Genomic DNA, 23,186 nt, shown 5'->3' on the forward strand with positions numbered 1-23,186 from the left:
AGAATATATCTAATTTACTAATATTTTCATATAGGATATTATGGTAATGCTTTATCTGCATTTGATTGTGAGACAGGTATAGTTGGAAAGGTATTACACTTAAGGCTGTTACAAGGTGAGCAGCATACAGGAGGCTGTATTAATGGGCGGGAAGTTTCGGGGAATAATGACGGGGTTACTTGGAGTCAGTATGCTTCTAGGATCCATGGGAGCAGCAGGGGCGCAAAGCGACAGCAAAGATTATGAAGGCCACTGGGCGCAGAAAACGATTGAAACTTGGCTGGAGAAGGGTGATCTGAAAGGATTTCAGGATGGATCGGTGAAGCCCAATCAGAGTATCACCAGAGCAGAGTTCATGACGCTAGTCAATCGTTCATTCGCTTTCACTGCGGAAAGCAAGATCAGCTTTACCGATGTGGCTTCAACCAATTGGGCTTACAGTGAAGTTGCGAAAGCGGTTGCAGCCGGGTACATACAAGGCTATAACAATGACATACGTCCCGGTGATCCCATTAACCGCCAAGAGGCGGCGGTAGTCGTAGGCAAGCTCCTGAAGCTTGCAGGCGGAAATATAAATGATCTGAAGATGTTCAGCGATGCGGGGCAAATTGCCGAGTGGGGCAAATCCAGTGTGGCAGCAGCGGTTGCAGCTGGAATTCTTAAAGGTTACCCGAACGGCACGTTTGCGCCTCAGCAGGCACTGACCCGGGCAGAATCCCTGACGCTGATTGATAGTGCAGCTGCTCAATACACTGCCGTTCAGCCAACGGCAACTCCGGCGGCATCGGCTACGCCGTCTGCAAGTCCGACGCCAACCGCAACTGCGGCAGCAGCGGTTGGCGGTGGTGGAGGCGGAGGCGGAGGTGGTGGTTCAGTTACAGCAACGCCAACTCCAACAGCAACGCCAGCAGTGTCGCCAGCGACTTCGCCAACAGTAACGCCAGCAGTGTCGCCAGCGACTTCGCCAACAGCAACGCCAGTAGTGACTCCGGAGCCGACGCTGCCGGTCAGCGATATTCCACTGCTTGATATTCATGTTGCTTCGGTTACGAATGCTTCGGTCACTAATGGTGTCTACTTGGAGTTAGACTATAGTGCCTTGCCAGCATCAATGTTTGGAAACGGAACTTATGCTACTTATTATGTAACTACAACCCCGATAAATTCCAGAGACCTGAAATGGGTGCTGCAGAACAGACGGGCGCTTACTACTTCTCCTACGTATTCATATCCGAATAATTCACATGTCAAGGTTGATGTGCCTAGCGTATTTGTACCGGCAGCAGGTGATTATTATGTATCGGTTATATTAAATGCGCATGACCAAACACTAGGCTACTATTCGCAAAAGGTTAATCTGCAGCCAGCGTTTGTCTCCGTTTCAAAGAATTTTGTAAAGCTGGAGACCGGTGTAACGATTAAGCAGGAGAAGGTAGTTGTTGAATCGAATCCGAGCAGTATGGGCGGAACTTACTATTCCGATGTCGTGGATGTCACCTATGCTCTGAGGGATCAGCCCGGCAATGCTGTATATTACACGATCTCCCCCAAGTATTATATGAATAATAATTTTCAGCTTGAAGTCGATGCTCTCGTCAGAGGTTCACATAATTTGTACACGGACAAGGTTATCCGGTTGACAGAATCGACTTCCTTAATAAGTGGTGGAGGAACTACAGGAGGTACAGGCGATATTCCGCTGGTACTTGCAACCTATGGCAACGATAAAACCTATAATGAGCAAGAGTATACAATCATTTTCTATAACAAGGATTTGCAGGCGCTCAGTTATTACCAGGGCAAAGTAACGCAGAGTGATGAACTGGCGGTTGAAACCGCAGAGAAAAAGATTGATGAAATATGGGGTAAACCCGTGCTGGAAGAAGAGAGTGTCATTATGAGAGCTTCACGGGCGTATTCGCTGCTGAATGATTCCCTCAAAGCTCAGATCAGCGAGAGCCGGAAAACAAAGCTGGAGAATGCCTTAAGTCAGCTTGAAATTAAGAGAAGCTCAGGTCCGCTGGGCAGCAGCCTGCCTTTGGCATCGACCAAACTCACCCCACAGCGCACTACGTTCAATGGTTTAATACTAACCGCTTATACTGTGGATACAATTAGTGAAGCCGAGAGTATTTCTTTATATATCACGGACAGTCCAATCACTGCCGCAGACCTGGCTGTTCCAAGTGTGTACGGCAAGCAGAAATTCCGCGGTTATGATTCTCTTTCTGTAACAGGTGTGCAAGGAAATCATTATGCAACGGTTGTGCTATACGATAAGAACGGCCAGCCTTTACGATACGCGACGCAGCTCATTGAATTCACTGTTACCGCTCCAGTATGGGACGGATCAGCGGTTCAGATTCAGGATGGAGTAAGTTTGGAACGGGATTATAGCAATGGCAGCCGCGCAGACTACGTCATTTTTGAGGATTATAAAAAAGCCCATCCTGAGGCGGTATATGCTACAACGACATCCAGATCAGAGCTTGGGACAGTCCAGGATTTCAGCCCGGAAAATGTAGTAAAGCATTTAAATGCGTACAGCTTTACAAGCAGCTATCCATTTATCCGATTATCCTATGAGACCGAAGAAGCTTTAACTGGATTAACCGAGGATTACATTATCATTTTCTATGATCAGAATTTCAAAGCCATTAGCTATTACATTGGTACGCTGGCTGACTAACAGCTATCACCGCAAACAAACACCACTCATAATCCCCTGCCCCAAGGCATAAGTTGACTACTAAGCCGACATATGAAGGAAGTGAGGGTGCAGCGGATGATTCTGGGATGCCTGATACTTGTGCTCATCGTCGTAGCCAGCAGCGAAAAGGCAGAGGCGATTGCCAAGCTGAATGACCCGGCAGATGACACCTAACGAAAGAGTGTGGGTTCTCTCCAAATAGAAAGTAATTTTATTGCGCTTCCGTGGTTCAAGTAAATTCCAGCGGTTTATTGGGTATAATAACCCGAAGGCTGCAGTGCAGCCCCAACTATTGCTGAAAATACGGACGTAAGCGGAGGTCACATGGAGAACGAGGCACTGCTGCAGGTTGAAAAACTGGCACTCAAGAAACAGAAAATTTATCGGCAAAGTGTTTTACGCTATATCGCCAGGGCGATGCTGGCCAGTATGTTCATCGGATTCGGTGTCATTGTAGCGTTTAAAACAGGAAACTTCTTCTACATGGAGCAATCGCCGATGACGTACCCGATGGCTGCGATCACATTCGGGGCAGCGATCATCCTGATCTCCTATGGTGGAGGGGATCTGTTCACAGGGGACACCTTCTATTACACGTACGCGGCATTAAGGCGCAAAATGCAGTGGACAGAGGTTGTCCGGATGTGGGTAATCAGCTATATCGGGAATATCCTCGGGGCTACGGCGTTCGCGCTGCTGATTTTTTTGACCGGGCTGTTCTATGATTCCAGCGTAAACGGATTTCTGCTGAATGTCGTAGCCCATAAGATGGAGGCTCCGGCGCTTCAGCTGTTTTTCCGGGCCATTCTTTGTAACTGGCTGGTTTGTCTGGCGTTTTTTGTTCCGATGTCCATGAAAAGCGACGGAGCTAAAATGTTCGCTATGGTTCTGTTTGTCTTCTGCTTCTTTATCTCCGGATATGAACACAGCATTGCCAATATGTGTACATTCGCTATAGCGCTCGTGCTGGATCATCCCGGTACGATCTCATGGGGCGGTGTAGTGCATAATCTGGTTCCGGTTACCCTCGGAAATCTGATCGGCGGCGGTGTTCTGATGGGCGTCATGTACTATTATGTGAACAAGCCGTTTCTGGACGAGGAGCATGGGGACCCTCATTAAAACTGCAACATTGTGTATAGAAAAAGACTTTGCTCCTACTGGAGCAAAGTCTTTTTGCGGTGTCCAGGATCTACATGGGCGGCATAGTGTAGTAAAGAGGAGCTTCTTCACGCAGACTGCCCTCCAGAGTTCCGCCTTCCTTCCGCCAATACTCGATCCCTCCGAGCATCTCCTTAACCTGGTAGCCTTGGCTGGCAAGTCTGGCAGCCGCTTTGCTGGCCCCATTGCAGGCAGGGCCCCAGCAGTAGAGCACCAGCACCTCCTCGCGGGAAAAGGGAGGAGGGGTATTACTGTTTATCCGGCCGGAGGGCAGGGAAACGGCGCCCGGCAGATGGGCAGCTTCATAAGAGAGAGAATCGCGGACATCAACCATCGTAAAGCCGGTTATGCCTTCACGCAGATCGTAAGCGACATCCGCTACATCGGTTTCAAATAAGCCTTTGGCAGAGAAATAATTCGCCGCCTCAGCGGGTGCGGCTGCCGGAGTGGACAGAACCTGTGATTTTGCTTGGATATTCATTAAACATCCTCCTTTGGTTAGCTATGCTTTGCTTTATTGTATTACGGATTTATAATTGTAGTTATCTATAGTTAATCATAATAATTATCGAAAATATTGATAGTTGGGGGATGGCATGGAACTTACCTATTTGCGGACCTTTTGCGAAGTAGTGTCCTGTGGAAGCTATACCCGGGCTGCTGAAAAGCTGGGATATGCCCAATCCAGTGTGACGGCCCAGATTAGCAAGCTCGAAGAGCTTTACGGAGCAGTCCTGCTGGAACGCTCTGGCCGGGGGATGATCCCCACCTTTGCCGGGAACAGCCTGCTTCCCTATGCGAGGCAGATGCTGGAGCTGAGCGGGGAGGCAAAAGGGGCTGTCTCCAGCGGAAACAGCGGCATGCTGAATATTGGTGCGATTGAGACGCTGGCCGCCTATTATCTGCCGCACCGTTTGCACCGCTACAGGGAGCAGCATCCCAGGGTACAGCTGCGTGTTCAACCCGGTTCCGAGGTTCAGATTATTGCGGATGTCAAAGAGAAGGCTGTTGATTTCGGGCTGATTTTTGATATCCCTTATGAATCCGAAGAGATTGTCTCGCTGCCGCTGCGTCAGGAGCAGCTGTTCGTGGTTGTCCATCCGGAGCACCCGCTGGCATCTGAACCGGCAATTGCTCCGTCAGCCTTGTCCGGAGAACCGCTGGTGCTGACAGAGGATACCTGCACGTACCGCAGGCAGCTGCTGCAGGAGCTGCGGCATTCCGGTATTACGCCGAGAATTGATATGGAATTCGGGAATCTGGAGGGCATTAAGCAGGCGGTGAAACACCGCTGGGGAACGGCCTTTTTACCCCGGTATGCCGCCCAGGAGGAGCTTGACTCCGGGGCATTAATTGGAATTCCTCTAGCCGGGGAGCAGGAGAAGTTCTACATTCAGCTGATCTACCGTAAGGAACGGGGGCTGTCTGCGGCTTTTGGTGATTTCATTGCGGCGATGCAGCAGCAATAGACGCTTAACGCGAAGGGCCCTCCTGCCAACATTTTGGCGGGAGGGCTCTTCGGCTAAGTGAGGCTTAAATTCCTGCGGTGTGTTACCACTTGGAGCCGCCGGAATGCCGGCCTGATTTGCCGCCGCCCCAGGAGGAACCGCCGGATGAGCGTCCGCCGCCGCCCCAGGAGGAGCCGCCGGAAGAACGCCCTCCACCGAATCCGCCGGAGGAGGGCGGACCGGACGACATCCGTTTGCGTGCCTGCTCTCTCAGCTGGCGCTCGCGCATCATGGCCAGCTGGGCCTGGCGCTCGGCTTCTTCCTTTTGCCGCACGAGCCGGTTGGCCTCTTCGGTAAACGATGAGATCTGCGCAGCATAGGAGCGTCCAAGCGCTTCTAAATCATCGAGATTGTATGGACGGGCGGCCAGCCGTGACTCAAGCTGACCATATTCCGGCAGCAGGCTCACCTCGAAACGGCTCCGGCCGGCTAATCCCCGGCTCTCCAGCAGCCGCTGCGCCGAATCTGCCTGTCCTTGGCCCTCGAGGAAGATCCGCTTTACGGCCTCCAGCCGTTCATTCAGTTCATCGAGGCTTTGCGAGACACTGTTAAACTGGCGGGAGGTTTCCTCCTGCAGGGTGAGCAGACGGTCCAGCCCGCTGCGGGCATTGTCATATTCGCCGCGCTCATCGCTGGTCCAGGTTTCGATCTGCGGAACTTCACCCGCTCCTTGCCGCAGGCGGGCGCCGGTTGTATCCAGCACCTCAGCCAGACTGCTGAGATGCTGCTCTGCGAACCGGGATCTTGCTTCAGCCAGCCGGCTCTGCAGTTCGTTGCGCCGCTGGCTCAGCCCATCCCAGCTGCTGCGGACCGTCTCCAGATCACGCCGGTTATTCTGGCGGATCAGTGCCTGCCGTTCCGTCATGGCGATAGCCTCGGCAAGCAGGGTGTCCATGTTAGCGGCAATGCTGCGAACCTGATCCATGTCTCCAAGACGCAGCGGCGCTTCCAGCGTCTCTGCTGCCCTCCGTGCCTGCTCCAGGCTGTCGTAAGGCTTGACCTTCATATTGTGCAGGGAGTTCTGTTCAATCAATCCGTCAAGCTTCGTGCGTGCAGCAGCCAGAACGGAGGGGAAGCCCTGCAGTTTGTCGTCGTAGAGGTCAACATCACGTAGATCCTGCTCGATTTTCTCCTGATGCTCCTGTGCCTCTTCTGTAATGTCCTGTGCGGCAATCGGGTCGAAGAGCTCAAGCTGATCCGCTCTGGCTGTTGCTTCGGCAAGCTCTTTCAGATCCTCGGTAATTTCCTGCAATTCATAACCGGTTTCTTTAACCGCGTCCTGCAGCTGGCTATCAAGCTCGGGAGCATCCTTTTTGAGTTCGGTAATCTGCTGCTTAACATTACGGTCGGCATCACTAATAACGGCAATTTGCCGTTCTTCTTCGGCAAGCGAGCTGTGCAGCGTGTTTGCTGTCTGCTCAGCCTGGGCAATCGCTGTCTTAAGCGCAGCCAGCTGGTAAAATGCCGGCTGTGAAGAACCGGTGTTCTGCAGCGCGGAAATGTTCACGAGCTGGGCATCCAGGCGTTTGGAGATGCCGTCAACCATTTCTCCGGTTTTGCCTTGAACGATACCCTGGAACGGCTGCAGTGACTCCATGGCGCGGTTGGTCTGCACGAGCAAATCAGCCAGCTGATCCTGCTGGGCTGCAAGCTGCTTACGGCGGCGCAGTCCGGTAAAGAGCACGAACAATACGAATGCCAGCAGGGCGGCGCCTGCAACAATTGCGGCGATTGTCAACAGTGGAAGACCGCCGCTCTGGCCATTATTACCGGCTGCAGTCCCGTTGTCCGTGCCAGGGCCAGATCCGGCAGTTCCTCCGGCGCTGCCGCTGGAGGTTCCGCCCGTACTTCCGGCTGCAGCGCCTCCATTACCTGCCGCGCTGCCCAGAGACTGCAGCTCGGTGATTAGAGCGCGGATCCCTTCTGCAAAGTCGCCTGCTCTGGCGGAAGGGATGAAATATGAGTCGATTACACTGGTAATCGCCGAACTTCCGGTGCCCCCGCCCTGGCTCATTGACCAGCTGTCCAGCGCATTCTGCAGCCCGGGATTAATGAAATTCAGCTCCACCTGCTGGTCTCCCGAGGAGATCAGCAGCAGAATATCCCGGCTGGTTAGTGACCAGGCATCGTAGACATCACTGGCATAACGGGTAGAATCAGCCCCCTCCAAAGAATCGATGGTCAAGATGTGGAAGGTGTAAGGCTCTCCGGCAGCAGTATTGGCAATTGCAGCCGCTTCCTGCGCAGTAAGCAATCCGGCTTCATCGGTAACCAGCCCCTGATGTGCAGGAAGGGCAGCGGCTTGGACTCCGTTCATCCACAGCATGCTGAATATCAGGAACAAGGCGATATATTTTTTCAAATAGGGCACTCTCCGTTCTAGAGGACTATGGTTCAGCTGATTAAGCTGATTATATATTATTACACATCCGAAGTCCCGCCGATGCAGAGGGCGGAGAACCGTTTGATAAGCGAGCAATAAAAAAGCCGCATCCCCGAAACACGGGGATGCGGCAATCTGCATGTCAGCTATCTGGTTTGCAGGCAGAGTATATATTGAAGTCTCGATTTAATTTCCTTTTGCCATTTCAAATCTCCAACTTTTACTGCAAGATTGAGCAGATCCAAATAATCGTCAACCTGTAATGTCGTCCGGGTAGTGGCTGCGTTCATGGGTGTTCAGTCTCCTTTAACTCAATATAGTGAAGTGGATTAAATGTCGGGATACAATAATGATAATCATTATCAACTGTTATTGCTATTATCCACATTTTATCGGTAAAAAGCAATATAAAATTATAGGTTCTTACTTTATTTCTGTTATACCAGCTTCAGGACAGCGGGATGTTTGCACATTTTATCACAATCAAAGAGAGGGGAAGCAGGAATGCTACCATTTTTTGTCGAATACAGGATGTTATAAAGGCTGTTAGCTGATTTTTTGGAAAAAGGAGAATTGCGATGAAGCGGTGTAAACTCTTGCTTCTAATTAGCATTGTGTTCATGCTTGCACCCCCTGCTGCCGCTCACGCTGAAAGACAGGACATAAGATACCAGGCAGAATTAGATTATCCGCCTTATAAGTACATAGAGAATGGATATCTGACCGGCTTTGATATCGACTTGACGGGCATGATTTTTGAAAAGCATAATTATCTGATTCATTACAATACGGGTGATTGGGAGAATACCTACAAGCTGCTCAGGAACGGAAGGATCCACACAACCGGACTTATGGCTGTGACGGAGCAAAGGAAAAAGGACATATTATTCTCTACTCCTGTATTTAAGAGCTATGTCTCCGTGTACTCACGGTCAGCGCTTAAAGAAAAGGTCACCCTAAGCACCCTGGGAAAATATAAGGTCGGCGTAGGCAAAGACCAATACCCGGAAACAGTCCTGCAGAGCAAAGCACATGTTTCGCAATACATAGAATACGCAACCGTACCGGATGCGCTGAATGCTCTACAGAATGGCGAAATTGATCTCCTGTTTGAGAACCAGGGGGTAGTCGACTATTTAATTGTTGAACGGGGATTGACGGGTAAAATTATCCGCAAAATGAGCAATTTATACCCTGTAGAAGTTGCTTATGGCGTGAGTAAATCAATGCCCGGGCTTGTCCCGTATATCAATGCGAGGCTTGAGCGGCTCCGGCGTTCCGGGGCTTTTGAAGAACTGTATCAGCAATATTTCTTTGCTCATTCCGACAGCTACACCGCAATGATATATGGCCGGATTATTTCCGGTATTGTTATTGGTGCGTCTGTACTTTTATTTGGGGTTATTTGCATCAGGATATATATCCGGCGGCTCCGGCGGAAGATTCATTCGGAGCAGGAATTTTTTGAAGATGTCATCGAACATACCGGTATGATGGTGTGGGCAGTGCTAGGCGATAAGAGGATTGTGCGCTTTAATCAATATGCCGAAAAAATGACCGGGCTAAAAGAGAAGGAAGTGCTGGGTAAAAGGCTTGATGAGCTCCCTGATCTTAAAGGCGGAGTTGCTCTGCTTGGGGATTTGCTGACCAGGGCGGTCAACCGGGATTACGTGAATAATGTGGAATTGAAGCTGCCTGATCATTCACCGGAAGCGCGTTTTTTCTCTATACGGACTACATTAATCAAGGGCATGGACGAGCAGGATGAGGATATCTATCTTCTCGTGGGGCTGGATATCGATGAATGCAAACAGAGCGGGCTTAAGCTGCAGCTCAGCTATGAGGAACTGGAATCCACCTACGAGGAGCTGTCGGCAACAGAGGCTGAACTGCATGAACAGCTGCATAAGCTGAGTGTAAGCGAACGCCGCTTCCGCCTGACTTCGGAAGGCTCCGGGGCCTATATATGGGAGCTGGACTCCAATACCGGGAGCTATAAGCTGTCAGACCGCTGGTATGAGGTTATGGGCTATACAGAGGAAGAGATTAACTCGTTCGATAATGGGGTTCTCAGTATTATTCACCCTAATGACCAGCAGGCTGCGAACAAAGCCAGGCAGGATCATCTTAACGGACTGACCCCGATCTACGAAACCGAATACCGCATGCGCACCAAGGACAATAATTATATCTGGTTTGAAGTCAGAGGCAAAGCTATGACTAACCCTGCAGACGGGGTGGTGCTGTTCCATGGCTCCCTGATCGATATAAGCAGACGTAAGCAGGCGGAGCTCAATCTGAATAACAGCTACCAGGAGCTGGAAGCGACCTATGAACAGCTCACGGCGACACAGCAGGAGCTTGTAGAGCAATACGACATGCTGCTTGAGAATCAAAAGAACATCCACCGCCTGGCCTATATGGATTCGCTCAGTAATCTGCCGAACCGTATCTCCCTGCTGGAGACGATGGAGAAATACTTCCGGCGGCCGGGCAGCACAGCTGCGCTATTGTTCGTGGACACAGATAATTTTAAATATATTAACGATACGCTGGGTCATAAATCAGGGGATATTCTGATCCGTAAGGCCAGTGAGAGATTAGAGTCGCTTGTCCAGAATGAGGCGATGCTCTCCAGGCTCGGAGGCGACGAATTCGTGATATTTATCGAAGATGCGGTCGACCGTGATAAAGTGCTTAGCTTAGCAGATAATATTCTGCGCGCCTTCCGTAAATCTTTTCTTATCGGAGAGAGTAATCTGTATGTATCCGTCAGCATCGGCATTTCGTTCTACCCGGAAGACGGAGAAACTACAGAGGAGATTCTTAAGAATGCCGACGTGGCGATGTACCGGGCCAAAGAGGAAGGAAAGGGCACCTACGTCGTCTATGACAAATCGATGCATACCCCGTTCAACGAACGGATGAATATTGAGAAGCATCTGCGCAGTGCAATGAACAACAATGAATTTGAGCTGCACTATCAGCCTCAAGTGGATATTAAGACAGGTTTGATCTCCGGTTTTGAAGCTTTGATCCGCTGGAATAGTCCGGTGCTCGGATTTGTGTCTCCGCTCTCTTTCATTAAAATTGCTGAAGATTCCAGGCTGATTATCTATATCGGAGAATGGGTGCTGAGAGAAGCCTGCAGTTTTATGAAAAGCATCCATGACCGCACCGGCCTGCTCCACAAAATATCCGTGAACATCTCGATTATCCAGCTGCTGCAGGATGATTTCGTGGAAATGGTCTTGGAAAGCCTGGAGGAAAGCGGTCTTGAACCAAGCTGTCTGGAGCTTGAGATTACGGAATCCATCTTCATGGAATCCTTCGAAAATACGGTCAGCAAGCTGGAGTTCCTCAAGTCACGCGGAATCCGCATTGCCCTGGATGATTTCGGAACCGGTTATTCTTCCTTGAGTTATTTGCAGCACCTCCCGATTTCTACGCTCAAAATGGATAAGATCTTTATCGATTCCCTGGCCGATGACTCGTACAGCCAAACATTCGTTCACACCATTATTGTGCTTGGCCATAGAATGGGGCTTGAGGTTGTAGCCGAAGGAGTAGAGGATGTCAGTCAGCTGGCATTCCTGAACGAATCTGACTGTGACAAGGTTCAAGGCTATCTGGTAAGTAAGCCTGTGCCTCAGCGGGGCGTGTGGGAACTGCTTGAACATCAGAATTTTTATTGATTGTATTAAAAAACGGATCTGCGAATGTACGCAGATCCATTTTTTTTCGTGATCAGAAATCTAGGGGGGCGGCTTACTTACAGCAAAACAATTTTATTTTTACCGGTTTTTTTTGCTTCGTAGAGGGCATCATCCGCCTGCTGGAAGGTGAAGCTTTTCGAGTCGGTGGCTGAAAACTCATGCATTCCGATGCTTACGGTTACGGAGCTGCCCTCCATTTCCGCGACCGGCATGCCTGCGATGCCGGTCAGGATCCGCTCCATTATTTCATTGGCCTCATTCAGGGGCTTAGCGGTCAGGATAACTACGAATTCCTCTCCCCCGTACCTGGCGGCAAAATCATCAGTGCCGATATGTTTCAGCACCATAGCAGCTACTTGCTTAAGAACTATATCTCCTACCCAGTGCCCGTACTGGTCATTCACTTTTTTGAAATTGTCGATATCCAGGACCGCCAGCTGCATCGGAAAGGGATTGCTCTGCTGATGCTCGATGAGCCAGCCCAGATATTCATGAAAGGTCTTATGGTTATACAAGTCGGTCAAAGGGTCAATTTTGGAGAGCCGGTCCATGATGATATTCTGGATCCGCAGGTCCTGCTCCGACTTCACAGAGTCTTCCAGCGAACGCATAAGGTCTTTGCCCCGGCAAATAACTCCAAATCCGGCCAGCGCAGTAGCGGCGAAGATCAGAGCGATAATAACATGCTGGATCCGCAGCGTATATTCGTAGGACGGTGTACTAATAAACAGCATAACGGTGTAAATCAGACAAATGGCTGAGGATAATTTCATGTAACTGCTTTTCAGATAAATCATTGATACAAGCAGAGGCGCAAGCATGATAAGCGGCTTCACCGGATAATCTATACTAAGATTTGTAATGATTAGGATAGCATAGATATGACTTGCAAAAACAATTGAGAGTTCTGAATACTCAGGCTTCCATTTGCGGATCGATTCCAGGATGAGAATAAGGACAAGGATGATGGAATCGGGAATGAACACATGGGTAACGAAATATTGACGGTCCGTAAATTCAGGTCTAAGGCCCCACATAGATAGTGATATAAACAGCTGGCTTGCCAAATACACAAGCAGAACCAGCCAGAATGTATTCAGAAGTACCCGGTTCCAGTGATTTTGGCGAGGAGTTGGGGGTGGGATATGCATGAACAGTTCCTCATTTCCAGTGGCAAGATATCTATATATTCGACAAATGTTTCTGTTATCCTTCCAAGGGCTGTAAGTGTTATAATGTTCGGGTTTGGGTGATATATTAGAATAATAAGGTGATGTTAGTTCATTATTTAGGATATAAACACGAATTATCTATTGTATATGTCCTTGACACATTCGTCTGTTTTCTGTAAAATCGCAATTGGCTCATAAAATAATTGAAGCTGTTCGTATATCCCCGAAGATAGGGTTTGGGGGTTTCTACAGGGAACCGTAAATTCCTGGCTACGAATAGGGTGCATTTTGCATACCTATGAAGGGGCCGGGATTTTTTGTGTTGCGTTTACAGAAATCTATAGATATCGCGGAAACGAGACACCTTGCCCGCTTAATATAGGCAGGGGACAGCCGTTTCTTCCTGGGAGGAACTGAGAACAGATGAGTAAATATGATGTGATTGTCGTGGGTGCCGGTCCGGCTGGAATATTCGCTTGTTATGAATTGACGCGTAAAGCGCCCGAGTTGAAGGTACTGCTTGTGGACAAGGGGCATGATATATACCGCCGCAGCTGCCCGATCCTGGAGGAGAAAATCAAGCTGTGTCCGCCCGCCTCGGGACGTAAAGAATTCGCAGGCTGTCTGCCTGCCTGTTCGATCACAGCCGGTTTCGGGGGAGCGGGAGCTTACAGTGACGGCAAATTTAACATTACAACAGAGTTCGGCGGCTGGATGACCGATTATCTGGCGCCATCGAAGGTGCTGGAGCTGATCGAATACGTGGATGCCATCAATCTTGAGCATGGAGCGACACCGGTAATTACCGACCCGACCACGGACAGCATCCGTAATATTGAGCAGCGCGGATACGCCGCCGGACTCAAGCTCTTGCGGGCGCAGGTGCGGCATCTCGGCACGGAGCAGAACCTGGAGATTCTTAAATCGATCTATGAATATTTGAAAACACGCATTGATATGTTATTCAAGACCGAGGTTCAGGATATTGTTACTGTTAAGGAGGACGGCTCCCACCGGATTACGGGAATTATACTCAAAAACGGTGATAGCTACGAGGCGGATCACGTGATGATTGCCCCCGGCCGTGACGGCTCTGCCTGGATGACCGAGGTGCTGAAGAAGCGCCGGCTGAAAATGTACAATAATCAGGTCGATGTAGGCGTAAGGGTTGAGACGTCTGATGTGGTAATGCGTGAGATTAATGAACACCTGTATGAAGGCAAATTTATTTTCAATACGTCGGTAGGTACCCGTGTCCGCACGTTCTGCAGCAACCCTTCCGGTCATGTTGTTGTAGAAAATCACAGCGGGGTGATGGCGGCGAACGGCCACTCGTATAAAGATCCGAAGCTTGGCTCAAAAAATACGAACTTTGCCCTGCTGGTGTCACATACCTTTACAGAGCCTTTTGATAAGCCGAATGAATACGCCCGGGAAATTTGCAAACGGGCCAATGATTTGTCCAGCGGCGGCGTAATTGTACAGAAATATGGCGACATCCTGCGCGGACGCCGTTCTACAGAGACGCGGATCAAGGAAGGGTTCCTCGAGCCTACGCTGAAAGAGGCGGTACCAGGCGATCTGGGCCTGGTCCTGCCGTACATCACCATGAAGAGCCTGATTGAAATGGTAGAGGCACTGGAAAAGGTAACGCCGGGCATCGCGTCGGAACACACGCTGTTCTACGGCGTGGAAGCGAAGTTCTATTCCGCCCGGCCGAAGCTGACAGACAGGCTGGAGACGGAAATCTCCGGGCTCTACTGCGGCGGGGACGGAGCAGGTGTAACCCGGGGACTGGCTCAGGCGGGTGCAGCCGGAGTCTGGATCGCGCGGGGGATCCTGGAGCGGGCAGCCGTTACTGCCTAAAATATAGATACAATAAAGCGGGCTGTCTCTTAGTGCAAAGTGTTTGCACTAGGAGATGGCTCTTTTTCGTGAAGGGATCTAATCATTGCTGATTAAAGTGACAGCGGTTTATTGTATGGGACTTAAGGCATAAGACTTTATCAATGAAAGTATTTCCTTTATTTAACTCTGTTGATATAATGTTAGAATACATAACATGATTGGAGTGGAAGTCGGAAATGTCAGTTCGCCGGAGTAAGAATGTCCTAGTCACACTGTTGCTGCTGCTGGTTGGTCTGTATGGGTTATGGATTGATATGCTTTGGGTCCATAAGCTGGTGTTCCTGGTGTTGATGGCGGCACTCGGCGGGTTCGCATGGAATGCTTACCGTAGGGGACTACAGAGGGAGGAGTTTCTGAAGCAAACCCGGGACCAAGTCGAAAGTCTCAGCAATGAAATTGTCGTTACCTCGGACAGGCTGCACGGGGCGCTTGAGGAAATCAGCCGCCATACGGAAGGGCTGCAGCAGACAGCCGATTATTCACATGCCTATGAAGTAGACCTGCAGACCCGCAGCACTGAGGCTAAGGCTAATATCGAAGGCGCCTTTGCGACAATGGGCGGAGTGGCGGATGTAACCGCACATATTAAGGAACTGACCGAACGGCTGGGGGCAAATATGCTGGATGCCCGTCAAGAGATGACGGGCATGCTCGGCTCCCTCCGGAACACGGATGCGGTGATGGCGGAATTACAGGAGCAGAGCGCGGATATGCTGAACAAGTTCACCGCACTGAGCGGTCATCTTGCCCTGGTAGAGGAGATTAATTCCCTGATTGTCGGGATTGTGAATGAGACCTCGCTGCTGGCGTTGAATGCCTCGATTGAAGCGGCACGGGCCGGGGAGCAGGGACGGGGATTTGCCGTGGTTGCCGGCCGCATCAGGCAGCTGGCTGATCAGAGCCGAAGCTCGGTGGAACGGTCTTCAGCTGTGCTGTCGGATATCAATAACGGGGTCCGGCAGGTGCTGGAGTCAGTAACTAAAGAGCAGAATGCTGTCTCCCATGGGGTGAATGAAGTAGCGGCTGTGAAGCTGCGGCTGTCCGATATGTCGGCAAGAATCGAAGAGGTAGGGACCGCCGTTGCCGATACCGTTACCGCCGCCTCGCGGCAGAGCGGGCTGATCGGAATAGTGACAGGGGAGCTGAGCGGTGCGGTGGCCATTGTGAATGAGACCATTGCCGGTGTAGACCTGACGCTGGAGCAGGTAACACGGCAGCGTTCGCAAATTGGACAGCTGAATGAGATCAGCGCCAGTCTGCTTGGCGAGTCGCAGGCTTTGCAGCAGTCGGTGAACCAGATAGCCGGACGGGAGGCTGTTGAAATGAGCCAGTACGCTGCCCGGCTGCAGGAAATGCAGAGCCTGCTGCAGGAAATTTCAGCGAAGCAGGAGCTGTGTGCACCGGATGCTGTCAGCCATGGCAATGTACTCACTGCCTGCATGAAAAGGGTGCCAGATGTCCAGGCGATCTGGTCCAACCGCACGGACGGCACTTTTATCTACTCCGAGCCGGCGGCCGGACTGATGAACGCCAAACGCCGCGACTGGTGGAACGGGGCGATGAGCGAAGGTGAATATGTCTCCCGGCCGTATGTATCGGCGATTACCAAACGCTCCTGTATCACTTTGTCCCGGGCCATTAAGAACGGGCAGGGGGAGACAGTGGGTGTAGTGGGAATTGACCTGGCAGTATAACCTGCAGCTGATTCCAGACTCCCTGCCAGTTCTTTTTGGCTATCCGTTCTTCGTAGACAGGATGAAGCCGGGGGTTGGCGTTGAACAGTGGGGAGGGTCTCACGATCAGGTCAAGTACATCTCTGACCCCGTGTGGCGCAGATAAGATAACCTCGCCCTGTCCGGTAAGTGCAAGACCCAGGGCAGTCGCCGTTTCAGGAAATTTTGACATGCCGTCTGTGGCCGATGTATAGGGCTCCAGATCGTTAACAACATGCATTCTCGCCTGGTTTTTGACCGACCAGGGGACCGATGGATCGGCCTCCCGCAGCCGGGCTTCCCAGGCTTTCTCTATTTCCTCCCGAATATCGGCAGGGTCGTAATATATTACATCCACATCCCCCAAAGGTGTTCTGCTGGTAAAGTCATGCTGGACATCCCACACTTTAGAGCGCACAAATCCGGCGCAGACCCAGCAATCCGGCAACCCCAGATCCCTGGCAGCTGCCAGAATATCCATCATCCAGCGGTCTTCGGCAACTAGACGCAGCAGCTCTTCTTCATCATGTATCCGCAACCGGATGCACCTCCGTAACATTAAAAGGGCTCTCTGAAAGCTCCAAGTTCATTTTAAGGGAACAATGGGCAGATTGCTAATGAGCTCAAAGTCATGAAGCCTAAAAAAGAGGGATACGAGGACGATGCTGCTGTCTTCGTATCCCTCTTAATATATCATTGGACTGGTGATGGGTAGCGGACTCCTGAAGCGGGGTTACCCCTCCAGCAGCAGCGCTTCCGGATCTTCCAGCAATTCCTTAACCTTGACGAGGAAGCTTACCGCCTCTGAACCGTCCACGATCCGGTGATCGTAGGATAGGGCGATATACATCATCGGCCGGTTGACGGTTCTTTCCTCATCCAGCGCGATCGGACGCAGCTGGATCTTGTGCATGCCGAGAATGCCGACCTGCGGGGTATTCAGGATCGGTGTAGAGAGCAGGGAGCCGAATACGCCGCCGTTTGTAATCGTAAAGGTACCGCCCTGCAATTCCGGAAGACTGAGCGTGTTAGCGCGGGCCTTGGCGGCCAGTTCGCCGATCTGCCGCTCGATTTCCGGGAAGCTGAGCCGGTCCGCATCACGGACAACCGGCACAACCAGTCCTTCCTTGGCGGATACAGCGATGCCGATATCATAGAATTTCTTAATCAGCAGCTCCTCGCCGTCAATCTCTGCATTCAGCAGCGGATAGGCTTTGAGCGCACCGATGACAGCCTTGGTGAAGAAGGACATGAAGCCGAGTCCGACATCATGCTTCTCTTTGAAGGCATCCTTGCGCCGTTTGCGGATGTCGAGGATGGCGGTCATGTCCACCTCGTTGAAGGTGGTCAGCATGGCCGCGGTCTGCTGCGCTTCAACCAGGCGGCTGGCAATCGTCAGCCGTCTGCGCGACATGCGCTTGCGCTCCACGGCCTTGCCGTCCTGCTGCGGCGCTGCATTAGCCGCAGCGGGCTTCGCTGCCGCAGGTGCAGCCTGCGGCGCCGGAGCGGACGGCGCAGCGGCCCCCTGGCCGGCTGCGCCATGGCCGTTCACATCGGCCTGGCCAATCCGGCCGATGGGGTCGCGGGCACTGACCTCGCCGAGGTCGATGCCCCGCTCCCGGGCCAGCTTGCGCGCCCCCGGCGAAGCCAGGGCCGCAGTGCCGGCAGCCGCGCCTTCGGGAGCGGCTGGTGCCTGGGCAGCGGCGGCCGGAGCCTCCGCTGCCGCTGGCGCAGCAGCGGGACTTGCGCTGCTGGCTGCAGGCGCCGCCTCGGGCTGGCTGCCCCCGGCGGCCTGCGGTGCAGCGGCTTCGCCGGCGCTGCCGATCACGCCGATCGCCTCGCCTACGGCGACGTTCTCGCCAGCCTGGCGGAGGATGGCGGAGATGACGCCATCCTCCTCGGCACTGATCTCAAGATTGACCTTGTCAGTTTCAAGCTCGGCCAGCACATCGCCCTGACCGACGGTGTCGCCTTCCTTTACCAGCCATTTGTAGATCGTTCCTTCGGAAATCGATTCGCCCAGATCGGGTACTTTAATTTCGGACACAGGCCGATACCTCCCCAAACTTAATAGTTTTCATTATCGTGACACCGTCCCCGGATTAGGAGGACGGCACAGGCGCTTGTACTTGCGAGTTCGATTTTAGGGCTTCCGTAACGATGCGACGCTGTTCGAAGCTGTGAACATCGGCATAACCGCTGGCCGGACTGGAGCGTTCCGGACGGCCGATATACTGTACCGAGACATTCTGAGGGGCGATATTCCGCAGCCGTGGCTCGGTATAACTCCAGGCACCCATGTTCTTCGGCTCTTCCTGTACCCAGATAATCTCCTGCAGCGAGCGGAAGGAGTTCAGGTGGGCCGCCAGCTCCCGTTCCGGGAACGGGTAGAGCTGCTCCAGCCGGAGGATATGGAGCCAGGACCAATCCCGGTCTCCCGCGGCTTCAAGCTCAGTTTGCAGATCAATGGCTACCTTGCCGCTGCAGACCACCAGGCGTTTCACCTCGGCGGGCTTACTGCCCAGCAGCGGCTCCGGCAATACAGCCTGGAAGCCTCCGGAGGCAAGCTCGGATCCGGGAGAGGTGCTGCGTGTGTTGCGGATCAGACTCTTCGGTGCCATGATTACCAGCGGCTTGGCGTCAGGCTGCCCGCACAGAGCCGCTTGGCGGCGCAGCAGATGGAAATACTGCGCAGCAGTGGTCAAGTTCGCTACGGTCCAGTTCTCTTCGGCAGAGAGCTGCAAAAACCGTTCCAGACGGCCGCTGGAATGCTCCGGCCCCTGTCCTTCATAGCCATGAGGGAGCAGGATAGCCAGATTGCTGCGCTGTGTCCATTTGGCCCGTCCGGCGGAGATGAACTGATCAATAATGACCTGCGCGGCATTGGCGAAATCACCGTACTGGGCTTCCCAGAGTACGAAGGTCTCCGGGGCGAACACATTATAGCCATACTCATAGCCCAGCACCGATGCTTCCGAGAGCGGGCTGTTGTATACCCCGAAGGAAGCGGAAGAGGATGTGAGCTGATGCAGCGGAGAGAAGAGGGCCCCTGTCTCGCTGTCATGCAGTACAAGGTGGCGGTGGGCAAATGTGCCGCGCTGTGAATCCTGTCCGCTGAGGCGGATCGGGGTACCGTCCTTCAGGATGGTCGCGAAAGCCAGCGTTTCGGCCAACGCCCAATCTACCCGCTCTCCATCCTTGAGGGCATCCTTGCGCCGCTGGAGAATCCGCTCCAGCTTCGGATATACCTTGAAGCCGCGGGGTGCAGTCAACAGCTCCTGGTTGATCTCCTGCAGGCTGCTGAGCGGAACTGCTGTAGTGCGCGGAGCCTTGGATTCCACATCAAGCGCCACTGCCGTTTTGGACTCTGCATTTTTGTGCTTGCCTTCTTTCATAGACTCAAAGGCTGCCTGCAGTACGCTTTCTGCCTCAGCATTCATCCGCTGCACATCTTCCGCCGAAATAATTTTCTCGCTCTGCAGCCGTTCGGCGTACACTTTGTAGACCGTCGGGTGATTCCGGACTTTACTGTAGACAATCGGCTGAGTGGTATCAGGGTCGTCCATCTCATTATGGCCATGACGGCGGTAGCCGATCAGGTCAATTACGAAATCCTTTTTGAACAGATTGCGGTAGCTACTTGCCAGACGGACGGCTGAGATACAGGCTTCCGGATCATCGGCGTTGACATGCACAATCGGAATTTCATAGCCCTTAGCCAGGTCGCTGGCATAGTGGGTAGATCTGGAATCCTCGCTTTCCGTCGTAAAGCCAATCCGGTTATTGACGATAATATGCAGGGTGCCGCCATTCTGATAACCTTTCAATTTGCCGATATTAAGTGTTTCCGCAACGATACCCTCACCCGGGAAAGCGGCATCCCCGTGCATAAGAACAGCCATAGCTTTACTCGTGTCCAGCTTCGGCAATCCCGGTGTGCTCCGGTCCTCCTGGGCAGCACGGGTGAAGCCTTCAACCACGGGATTCACGAATTCCAAATGGCTCGGGTTGTTGGCCAGCGTGATCCGCGTACGCACGGTTTCTCCCTGTCTTACTGCACGGTCTGCACCAAGATGGTACTTCACATCGCCGGTCCAGCCGTAGTTGATGCCCATGGAACCTTCGGATGGAAACAGCTCTTTATTCGGGGAGTGATGGAACTCTGAGAAAATAATATCATACGGTTTGCCCAGAATGTGAGCCAATACATTCAGGCGTCCGCGGTGAGCCATCCCCATCAGGATATGCTCTGCACCGTCATGGGCGGCCGCACGCACGACTTCATCCAGCATCGGTACCAGGGCGTCATTGCCTTCCAGGCTGAAGCGTTTCTGGCCGACAAAGGTTTTGTGCAGGAAGGTCTCGAACTGTTCCACCTGAATCAGCCGGTTCAGCAGCTCCTTACGTTCACTGTTGTTCAGGGGAGCAGGGGAGCTTGTGGATTCCGCCTGACTGTTCAGCCAGCGCAGCTCCTTCTCGTCATGCACATGCCCGAATTCATAGGCGATAGTCCGGGTATAGGCCTGAAGCATGCGCTGAACGGCATCCCATGCGGTCTTGACATCTCCCGGAGCGTTCTCCCAGATCAGCGAAGCAGGCAACGCCATCAGATCTTCACGGGTCAAATCATAGGTTTTATAATCCAGCCACTGGGCCATAGGGTTCTCCCCCCGGTCCAGCGGATCAATGTTGGCGGCCCGATGGCCATGTATGCGAATATTAGCGATCAGCTTCGAGGCTCTTACAGCCTTTTTCAGCCACTCTGCATCTCCTGATACGGAAGGCTGCGGTACCTGGGTCGTATCCGGATCCAGTGGAGGAGGGCCGGAGGTGGTAAAAAGATCGCGGTAGTTAGGTTCTACTGAAGATGGATCATTAACGAACTGCTCATATTTCTCTTGAATATAACCCAAATTCGGTCCGTAATAATTGCTCCAAACGGATTCATTATAAGGTCCTTTGGCTGCCATGAATACATCCTCCTAACGGATGAACCCCACATGCGCCCAAACAGCACCGGCGTTAGGTGGAGCTACGATGTTTGCGGTTTCATTCCTTATCCTATTGTGCTACTTTAGGGGCGGCTAATCAATTCATACTTTGATCTATTCCGTTCGCAAAACGGCATGATTCAGCCTACAATTGATGCGGAACGATCATATGTTTTTTTAGTGTTTAAAATTCTAAAAAATGGGTATATGGTTTAATAAATATCTAGGAAAATAGTTTCATATCCGTTTAGGTCCTAAGGGGTAGAATGGAGTGAATGCCTATTTGAGTTACACAAATTATTACAAATTCAAGCTGCTTTTTTCAAATTCTTTTCATTTAAAATTTCCACAAAGCGACACATTTTTTGAGCAAGGCATTATATAATGTTATTGCGGATAACGGTTTCATGAATTCTAGCCAGATCCTTTCATGTGAAGGATCCAGTAAAGGGTAAACCTCGCCGAAAGGCAGGGACACAAAGTCTCGGGTCTAATGTAGAAATACTACGACGGCCGGACTGCCTGGGGACGCAAAATCTTAGGAGGAGATTTCTTGGATATGTCCAACCAGGGGAATGATGGGGAACTGCAGGCAGTTGATCTGGATTTAGAATGGGTATATTTGATGATGTCGGCTAAGAAGGCCGGCCTCAAGGTGGATGAGATCCGCCAGTTTTTAAGTGAAAAAACGTTGCAGGTAATGTGAGATGGGGCTGACCGGACGATACATACAGAAAAGGGCACAGCGAAAGAGATGCTGTGCCCTTTTCTGTATGGCCGGGAAGGGGAGCGTCACTTAATCCTTCTGCTCCAGCCGCCATTTCTGATAATCCAGAAATTCCTTGAATTCCCGTTTACTTATCCCTGAAGCCATAGCTTCCTGTACGAGCCGGAACCATTCTCCGTCGAGTGAAGCCTCCTGTGATTCCAGGGGTTCGCCATACAGCAGTGCATGAATAGATACCTGAAGCGCATCGGCGATCTTTTCGATGAATTGGATAGAGGGGTTGGATTGAATATTTCTTTCCACATTGCTTAGGTATGATTTCGCCACGTCAGCCTTGTCCGCCAGCTCAGATAAAGACAAACCCTTTTCCAAACGGAGATGGTGGATACGACTTCCCATATTATCTGGCACGATTAAAACGCCCCTCCGTTACTTTTTGTTATCAGTATAGCAAATTTTCTCATAGCGGACAAAAATCATTGTTTGATCGTCATCAGCTGAGGTCCCGTCTATAAAAAAGGCATATCCAGCCCGGGTTAGGGAAGGATATGCCTTTTTGGTAAGCTTACCTCGACTATTTAAGTTCTCCTAAACCTTGTTTAGCATTGAAGGTCCAGGTAAGGTCCAGTTTATCTCCCTGGAATACGTTCTGATCCTGACCGTTGTCTACAAAGACGAAGGCTACCTTGAAGACCTTGGATTGTCCGGCTGTGATACCGCCAGGCAGAGCGCCGGTGCTGATCAAATCATAGTTAGCCGTATTTTTCAGATCCTTCAGGGAGATTTCCCCGATGACAAAATTGGTGATGTCGCCGCTGACATAAGTATCCTTGAGAAGTTTGACTTTGAAATGGTCACCCAGATCCTGTCCCGCGTTATTCGTACCGGCATCGGTTACCGTGTAAGCGCTAGCCAGTTTCAGCTCCTTGATATCGAGTGAGCCGCTGTTTTGCAGAGTGAAGTTACGGACGGCGATGTCACCAGGCTTGAGGTTGCTGAGGTTAACGATTTCCGACGGGCTGGTATTCAGATCCAGTGTTCCTGCTGCGAAGGTAGCTGTGCTCTGCGCAGTATCGCTGAAGTAAGCGAACGTTCCTCCTCCGATTAAAGACAATCCCAGTGCCGCCGATGCAATACCCAGACCCAGTGTTTTTTTGATACCCATAATATAAATTCCTCCTCGGTTATGTTTTTATTA

General features: G+C 51.7%; 16 protein-coding genes and 2 riboswitches. Of the genes, 7 read left to right on the forward strand and 9 right to left on the reverse strand.

What is annotated here, in order from left to right:
• The first annotated feature begins 142 nt into the window (after positions 1 to 142).
• Both QU597_RS01835 and QU597_RS01840 read left to right on the forward strand, forming a co-directional pair.
• Entirely contained in the window at positions 143 to 2,689 is a 2,547-nt protein-coding gene (locus QU597_RS01835; RefSeq protein ID WP_310831108.1) for an S-layer homology domain-containing protein, read from the forward strand.
• A 345-nt stretch (positions 2,690 to 3,034) separates the two neighbouring features.
• Positions 3,035 to 3,832, forward strand: coding sequence for a formate/nitrite transporter family protein (locus QU597_RS01840; RefSeq protein ID WP_206102908.1), 798 nt, complete (start codon positions 3,035 to 3,037; stop codon positions 3,830 to 3,832).
• Positions 3,833 to 3,902: 70 nt separating this feature from the next.
• Here the strand turns inward: QU597_RS01840 and QU597_RS01845 are convergent, their stop codons facing one another.
• Complete coding sequence (locus QU597_RS01845) at positions 3,903 to 4,352, reverse strand: rhodanese-like domain-containing protein (RefSeq protein ID WP_310831109.1); 450 nt, start codon at positions 4,350 to 4,352, stop codon at positions 3,903 to 3,905.
• 115 nt (positions 4,353 to 4,467) lie between these two features.
• Between QU597_RS01845 and QU597_RS01850 the strand changes: the two genes are divergently transcribed.
• Positions 4,468 to 5,340: a LysR family transcriptional regulator gene (locus QU597_RS01850; RefSeq protein ID WP_310831110.1), complete on the forward strand. Its 873-nt coding sequence runs from the start codon at positions 4,468 to 4,470 to the stop codon at positions 5,338 to 5,340.
• An 82-nt stretch (positions 5,341 to 5,422) separates the two neighbouring features.
• On the opposite strand, the gene QU597_RS01855 is transcribed toward QU597_RS01850, so the two are convergent.
• Positions 5,423 to 7,741: a TPM domain-containing protein gene (locus QU597_RS01855; protein ID WP_310831111.1), complete on the reverse strand. Its 2,319-nt coding sequence runs from the start codon at positions 7,739 to 7,741 to the stop codon at positions 5,423 to 5,425.
• Positions 7,742 to 7,908: 167 nt separating this feature from the next.
• On the reverse strand, positions 7,909 to 8,052 hold the full coding sequence (locus QU597_RS01860) for a hypothetical protein (RefSeq protein WP_167347639.1): 144 nt from the start codon (positions 8,050 to 8,052) through the stop codon (positions 7,909 to 7,911).
• A gap of 288 nt (positions 8,053 to 8,340) precedes the next feature.
• On the opposite strand from QU597_RS01860, the gene QU597_RS01865 reads away from it, so the two are divergent.
• Complete coding sequence (locus QU597_RS01865; RefSeq protein WP_310831112.1) at positions 8,341 to 11,457, forward strand: EAL domain-containing protein; 3,117 nt, start codon at positions 8,341 to 8,343, stop codon at positions 11,455 to 11,457.
• A gap of 77 nt (positions 11,458 to 11,534) precedes the next feature.
• On the opposite strand, the gene QU597_RS01870 is transcribed toward QU597_RS01865, so the two are convergent.
• Positions 11,535 to 12,629: a GGDEF domain-containing protein gene (locus tag QU597_RS01870; protein ID WP_310831113.1), complete on the reverse strand. Its 1,095-nt coding sequence runs from the start codon at positions 12,627 to 12,629 to the stop codon at positions 11,535 to 11,537.
• Positions 12,630 to 12,843: 214 nt separating this feature from the next.
• A riboswitch (purine riboswitch) is annotated at positions 12,844 to 12,943 on the forward strand.
• Positions 12,944 to 13,073: 130 nt separating this feature from the next.
• Between QU597_RS01870 and QU597_RS01875 the strand changes: the two genes are divergently transcribed.
• The gene (locus tag QU597_RS01875; RefSeq protein WP_310831114.1) at positions 13,074 to 14,516 is read left to right on the forward strand and encodes an NAD(P)/FAD-dependent oxidoreductase; all 1,443 of its coding nucleotides are present in this window, start codon (positions 13,074 to 13,076) and stop codon (positions 14,514 to 14,516) included.
• A 218-nt stretch (positions 14,517 to 14,734) separates the two neighbouring features.
• A complete protein-coding gene (locus QU597_RS01880; RefSeq protein ID WP_310831115.1) occupies positions 14,735 to 16,252 on the forward strand; it encodes a methyl-accepting chemotaxis protein in 1,518 nt (505 codons plus the stop codon).
• Here the strand turns inward: QU597_RS01880 and QU597_RS01885 are convergent.
• The 3 genes from QU597_RS01885 to QU597_RS01895 form a co-directional block, all read right to left on the reverse strand.
• Positions 16,197 to 16,808, reverse strand: a complete 612-nt coding sequence (locus QU597_RS01885) for a nucleotidyltransferase family protein (RefSeq protein WP_310831116.1) — start codon at positions 16,806 to 16,808, stop codon at positions 16,197 to 16,199. The two genes, QU597_RS01880 and QU597_RS01885, sit on opposite strands and share 56 nt — an antisense overlap.
• Positions 16,809 to 17,003: 195 nt before the next feature.
• Positions 17,004 to 18,317: a 2-oxoglutarate dehydrogenase complex dihydrolipoyllysine-residue succinyltransferase gene (gene odhB, locus QU597_RS01890; protein WP_310831117.1), complete on the reverse strand. Its 1,314-nt coding sequence runs from the start codon at positions 18,315 to 18,317 to the stop codon at positions 17,004 to 17,006.
• A gap of 55 nt (positions 18,318 to 18,372) precedes the next feature.
• The gene (locus tag QU597_RS01895) at positions 18,373 to 21,240 is read right to left on the reverse strand and encodes a 2-oxoglutarate dehydrogenase E1 component (protein WP_310831118.1); all 2,868 of its coding nucleotides are present in this window, start codon (positions 21,238 to 21,240) and stop codon (positions 18,373 to 18,375) included.
• A gap of 461 nt (positions 21,241 to 21,701) precedes the next feature.
• Positions 21,702 to 21,787, forward strand: a riboswitch (cyclic di-GMP riboswitch).
• 33 nt (positions 21,788 to 21,820) lie between these two features.
• Between QU597_RS01895 and QU597_RS01900 the strand changes: the two genes are divergently transcribed.
• The gene (locus QU597_RS01900) at positions 21,821 to 21,967 is read left to right on the forward strand and encodes an anti-repressor SinI family protein (RefSeq protein ID WP_082452084.1); all 147 of its coding nucleotides are present in this window, start codon (positions 21,821 to 21,823) and stop codon (positions 21,965 to 21,967) included.
• A gap of 90 nt (positions 21,968 to 22,057) precedes the next feature.
• On the opposite strand, the gene QU597_RS01905 is transcribed toward QU597_RS01900, so the two are convergent.
• Both QU597_RS01905 and QU597_RS01910 read right to left on the reverse strand, forming a co-directional pair.
• Positions 22,058 to 22,387, reverse strand: a complete 330-nt coding sequence (locus tag QU597_RS01905; RefSeq protein WP_054943240.1) for a helix-turn-helix domain-containing protein — start codon at positions 22,385 to 22,387, stop codon at positions 22,058 to 22,060.
• A 175-nt stretch (positions 22,388 to 22,562) separates the two neighbouring features.
• Positions 22,563 to 23,153: a TasA family protein gene (locus QU597_RS01910; protein WP_310831119.1), complete on the reverse strand. Its 591-nt coding sequence runs from the start codon at positions 23,151 to 23,153 to the stop codon at positions 22,563 to 22,565.
• Positions 23,154 to 23,186 lie beyond the last annotated feature (33 nt).

This window comes from Paenibacillus pedocola (assembly GCF_031599675.1).
GTDB lineage: Bacteria > Bacillota > Bacilli > Paenibacillales > Paenibacillaceae > Paenibacillus_AQ > Paenibacillus_AQ pedocola.

Excerpts from the sequence above, each read along its gene's own strand:
- QU597_RS01835 (WP_310831108.1), top strand. The coding sequence starts at position 143 with ATGGGCGGGAAGTTTCGGGGAATAATGACGGGGTTACTTGGAGTCAGT.
- QU597_RS01840 (WP_206102908.1), top strand. The coding sequence starts at position 3,035 with ATGGAGAACGAGGCACTGCTGCAGGTTGAAAAACTGGCACTCAAGAAA.
- QU597_RS01845 (WP_310831109.1), bottom strand. The coding sequence starts at position 4,352 with ATGAATATCCAAGCAAAATCACAGGTTCTGTCCACTCCGGCAGCCGCA.
- QU597_RS01850 (WP_310831110.1), top strand. The coding sequence starts at position 4,468 with ATGGAACTTACCTATTTGCGGACCTTTTGCGAAGTAGTGTCCTGTGGA.
- QU597_RS01860 (WP_167347639.1), bottom strand. The coding sequence starts at position 8,052 with ATGAACGCAGCCACTACCCGGACGACATTACAGGTTGACGATTATTTG.
- QU597_RS01865 (WP_310831112.1), top strand. The coding sequence starts at position 8,341 with ATGAAGCGGTGTAAACTCTTGCTTCTAATTAGCATTGTGTTCATGCTT.
- QU597_RS01870 (WP_310831113.1), bottom strand. The coding sequence starts at position 12,629 with ATGCATATCCCACCCCCAACTCCTCGCCAAAATCACTGGAACCGGGTA.
- QU597_RS01875 (WP_310831114.1), top strand. The coding sequence starts at position 13,074 with ATGAGTAAATATGATGTGATTGTCGTGGGTGCCGGTCCGGCTGGAATA.
- QU597_RS01880 (WP_310831115.1), top strand. The coding sequence starts at position 14,735 with ATGTCAGTTCGCCGGAGTAAGAATGTCCTAGTCACACTGTTGCTGCTG.
- QU597_RS01895 (WP_310831118.1), bottom strand. The coding sequence starts at position 21,240 with ATGGCAGCCAAAGGACCTTATAATGAATCCGTTTGGAGCAATTATTAC.
- QU597_RS01900 (WP_082452084.1), top strand. The coding sequence starts at position 21,821 with ATGTCCAACCAGGGGAATGATGGGGAACTGCAGGCAGTTGATCTGGAT.
- QU597_RS01905 (WP_054943240.1), bottom strand. The coding sequence starts at position 22,387 with ATGGGAAGTCGTATCCACCATCTCCGTTTGGAAAAGGGTTTGTCTTTA.
- QU597_RS01910 (WP_310831119.1), bottom strand. The coding sequence starts at position 23,153 with ATGGGTATCAAAAAAACACTGGGTCTGGGTATTGCATCGGCGGCACTG.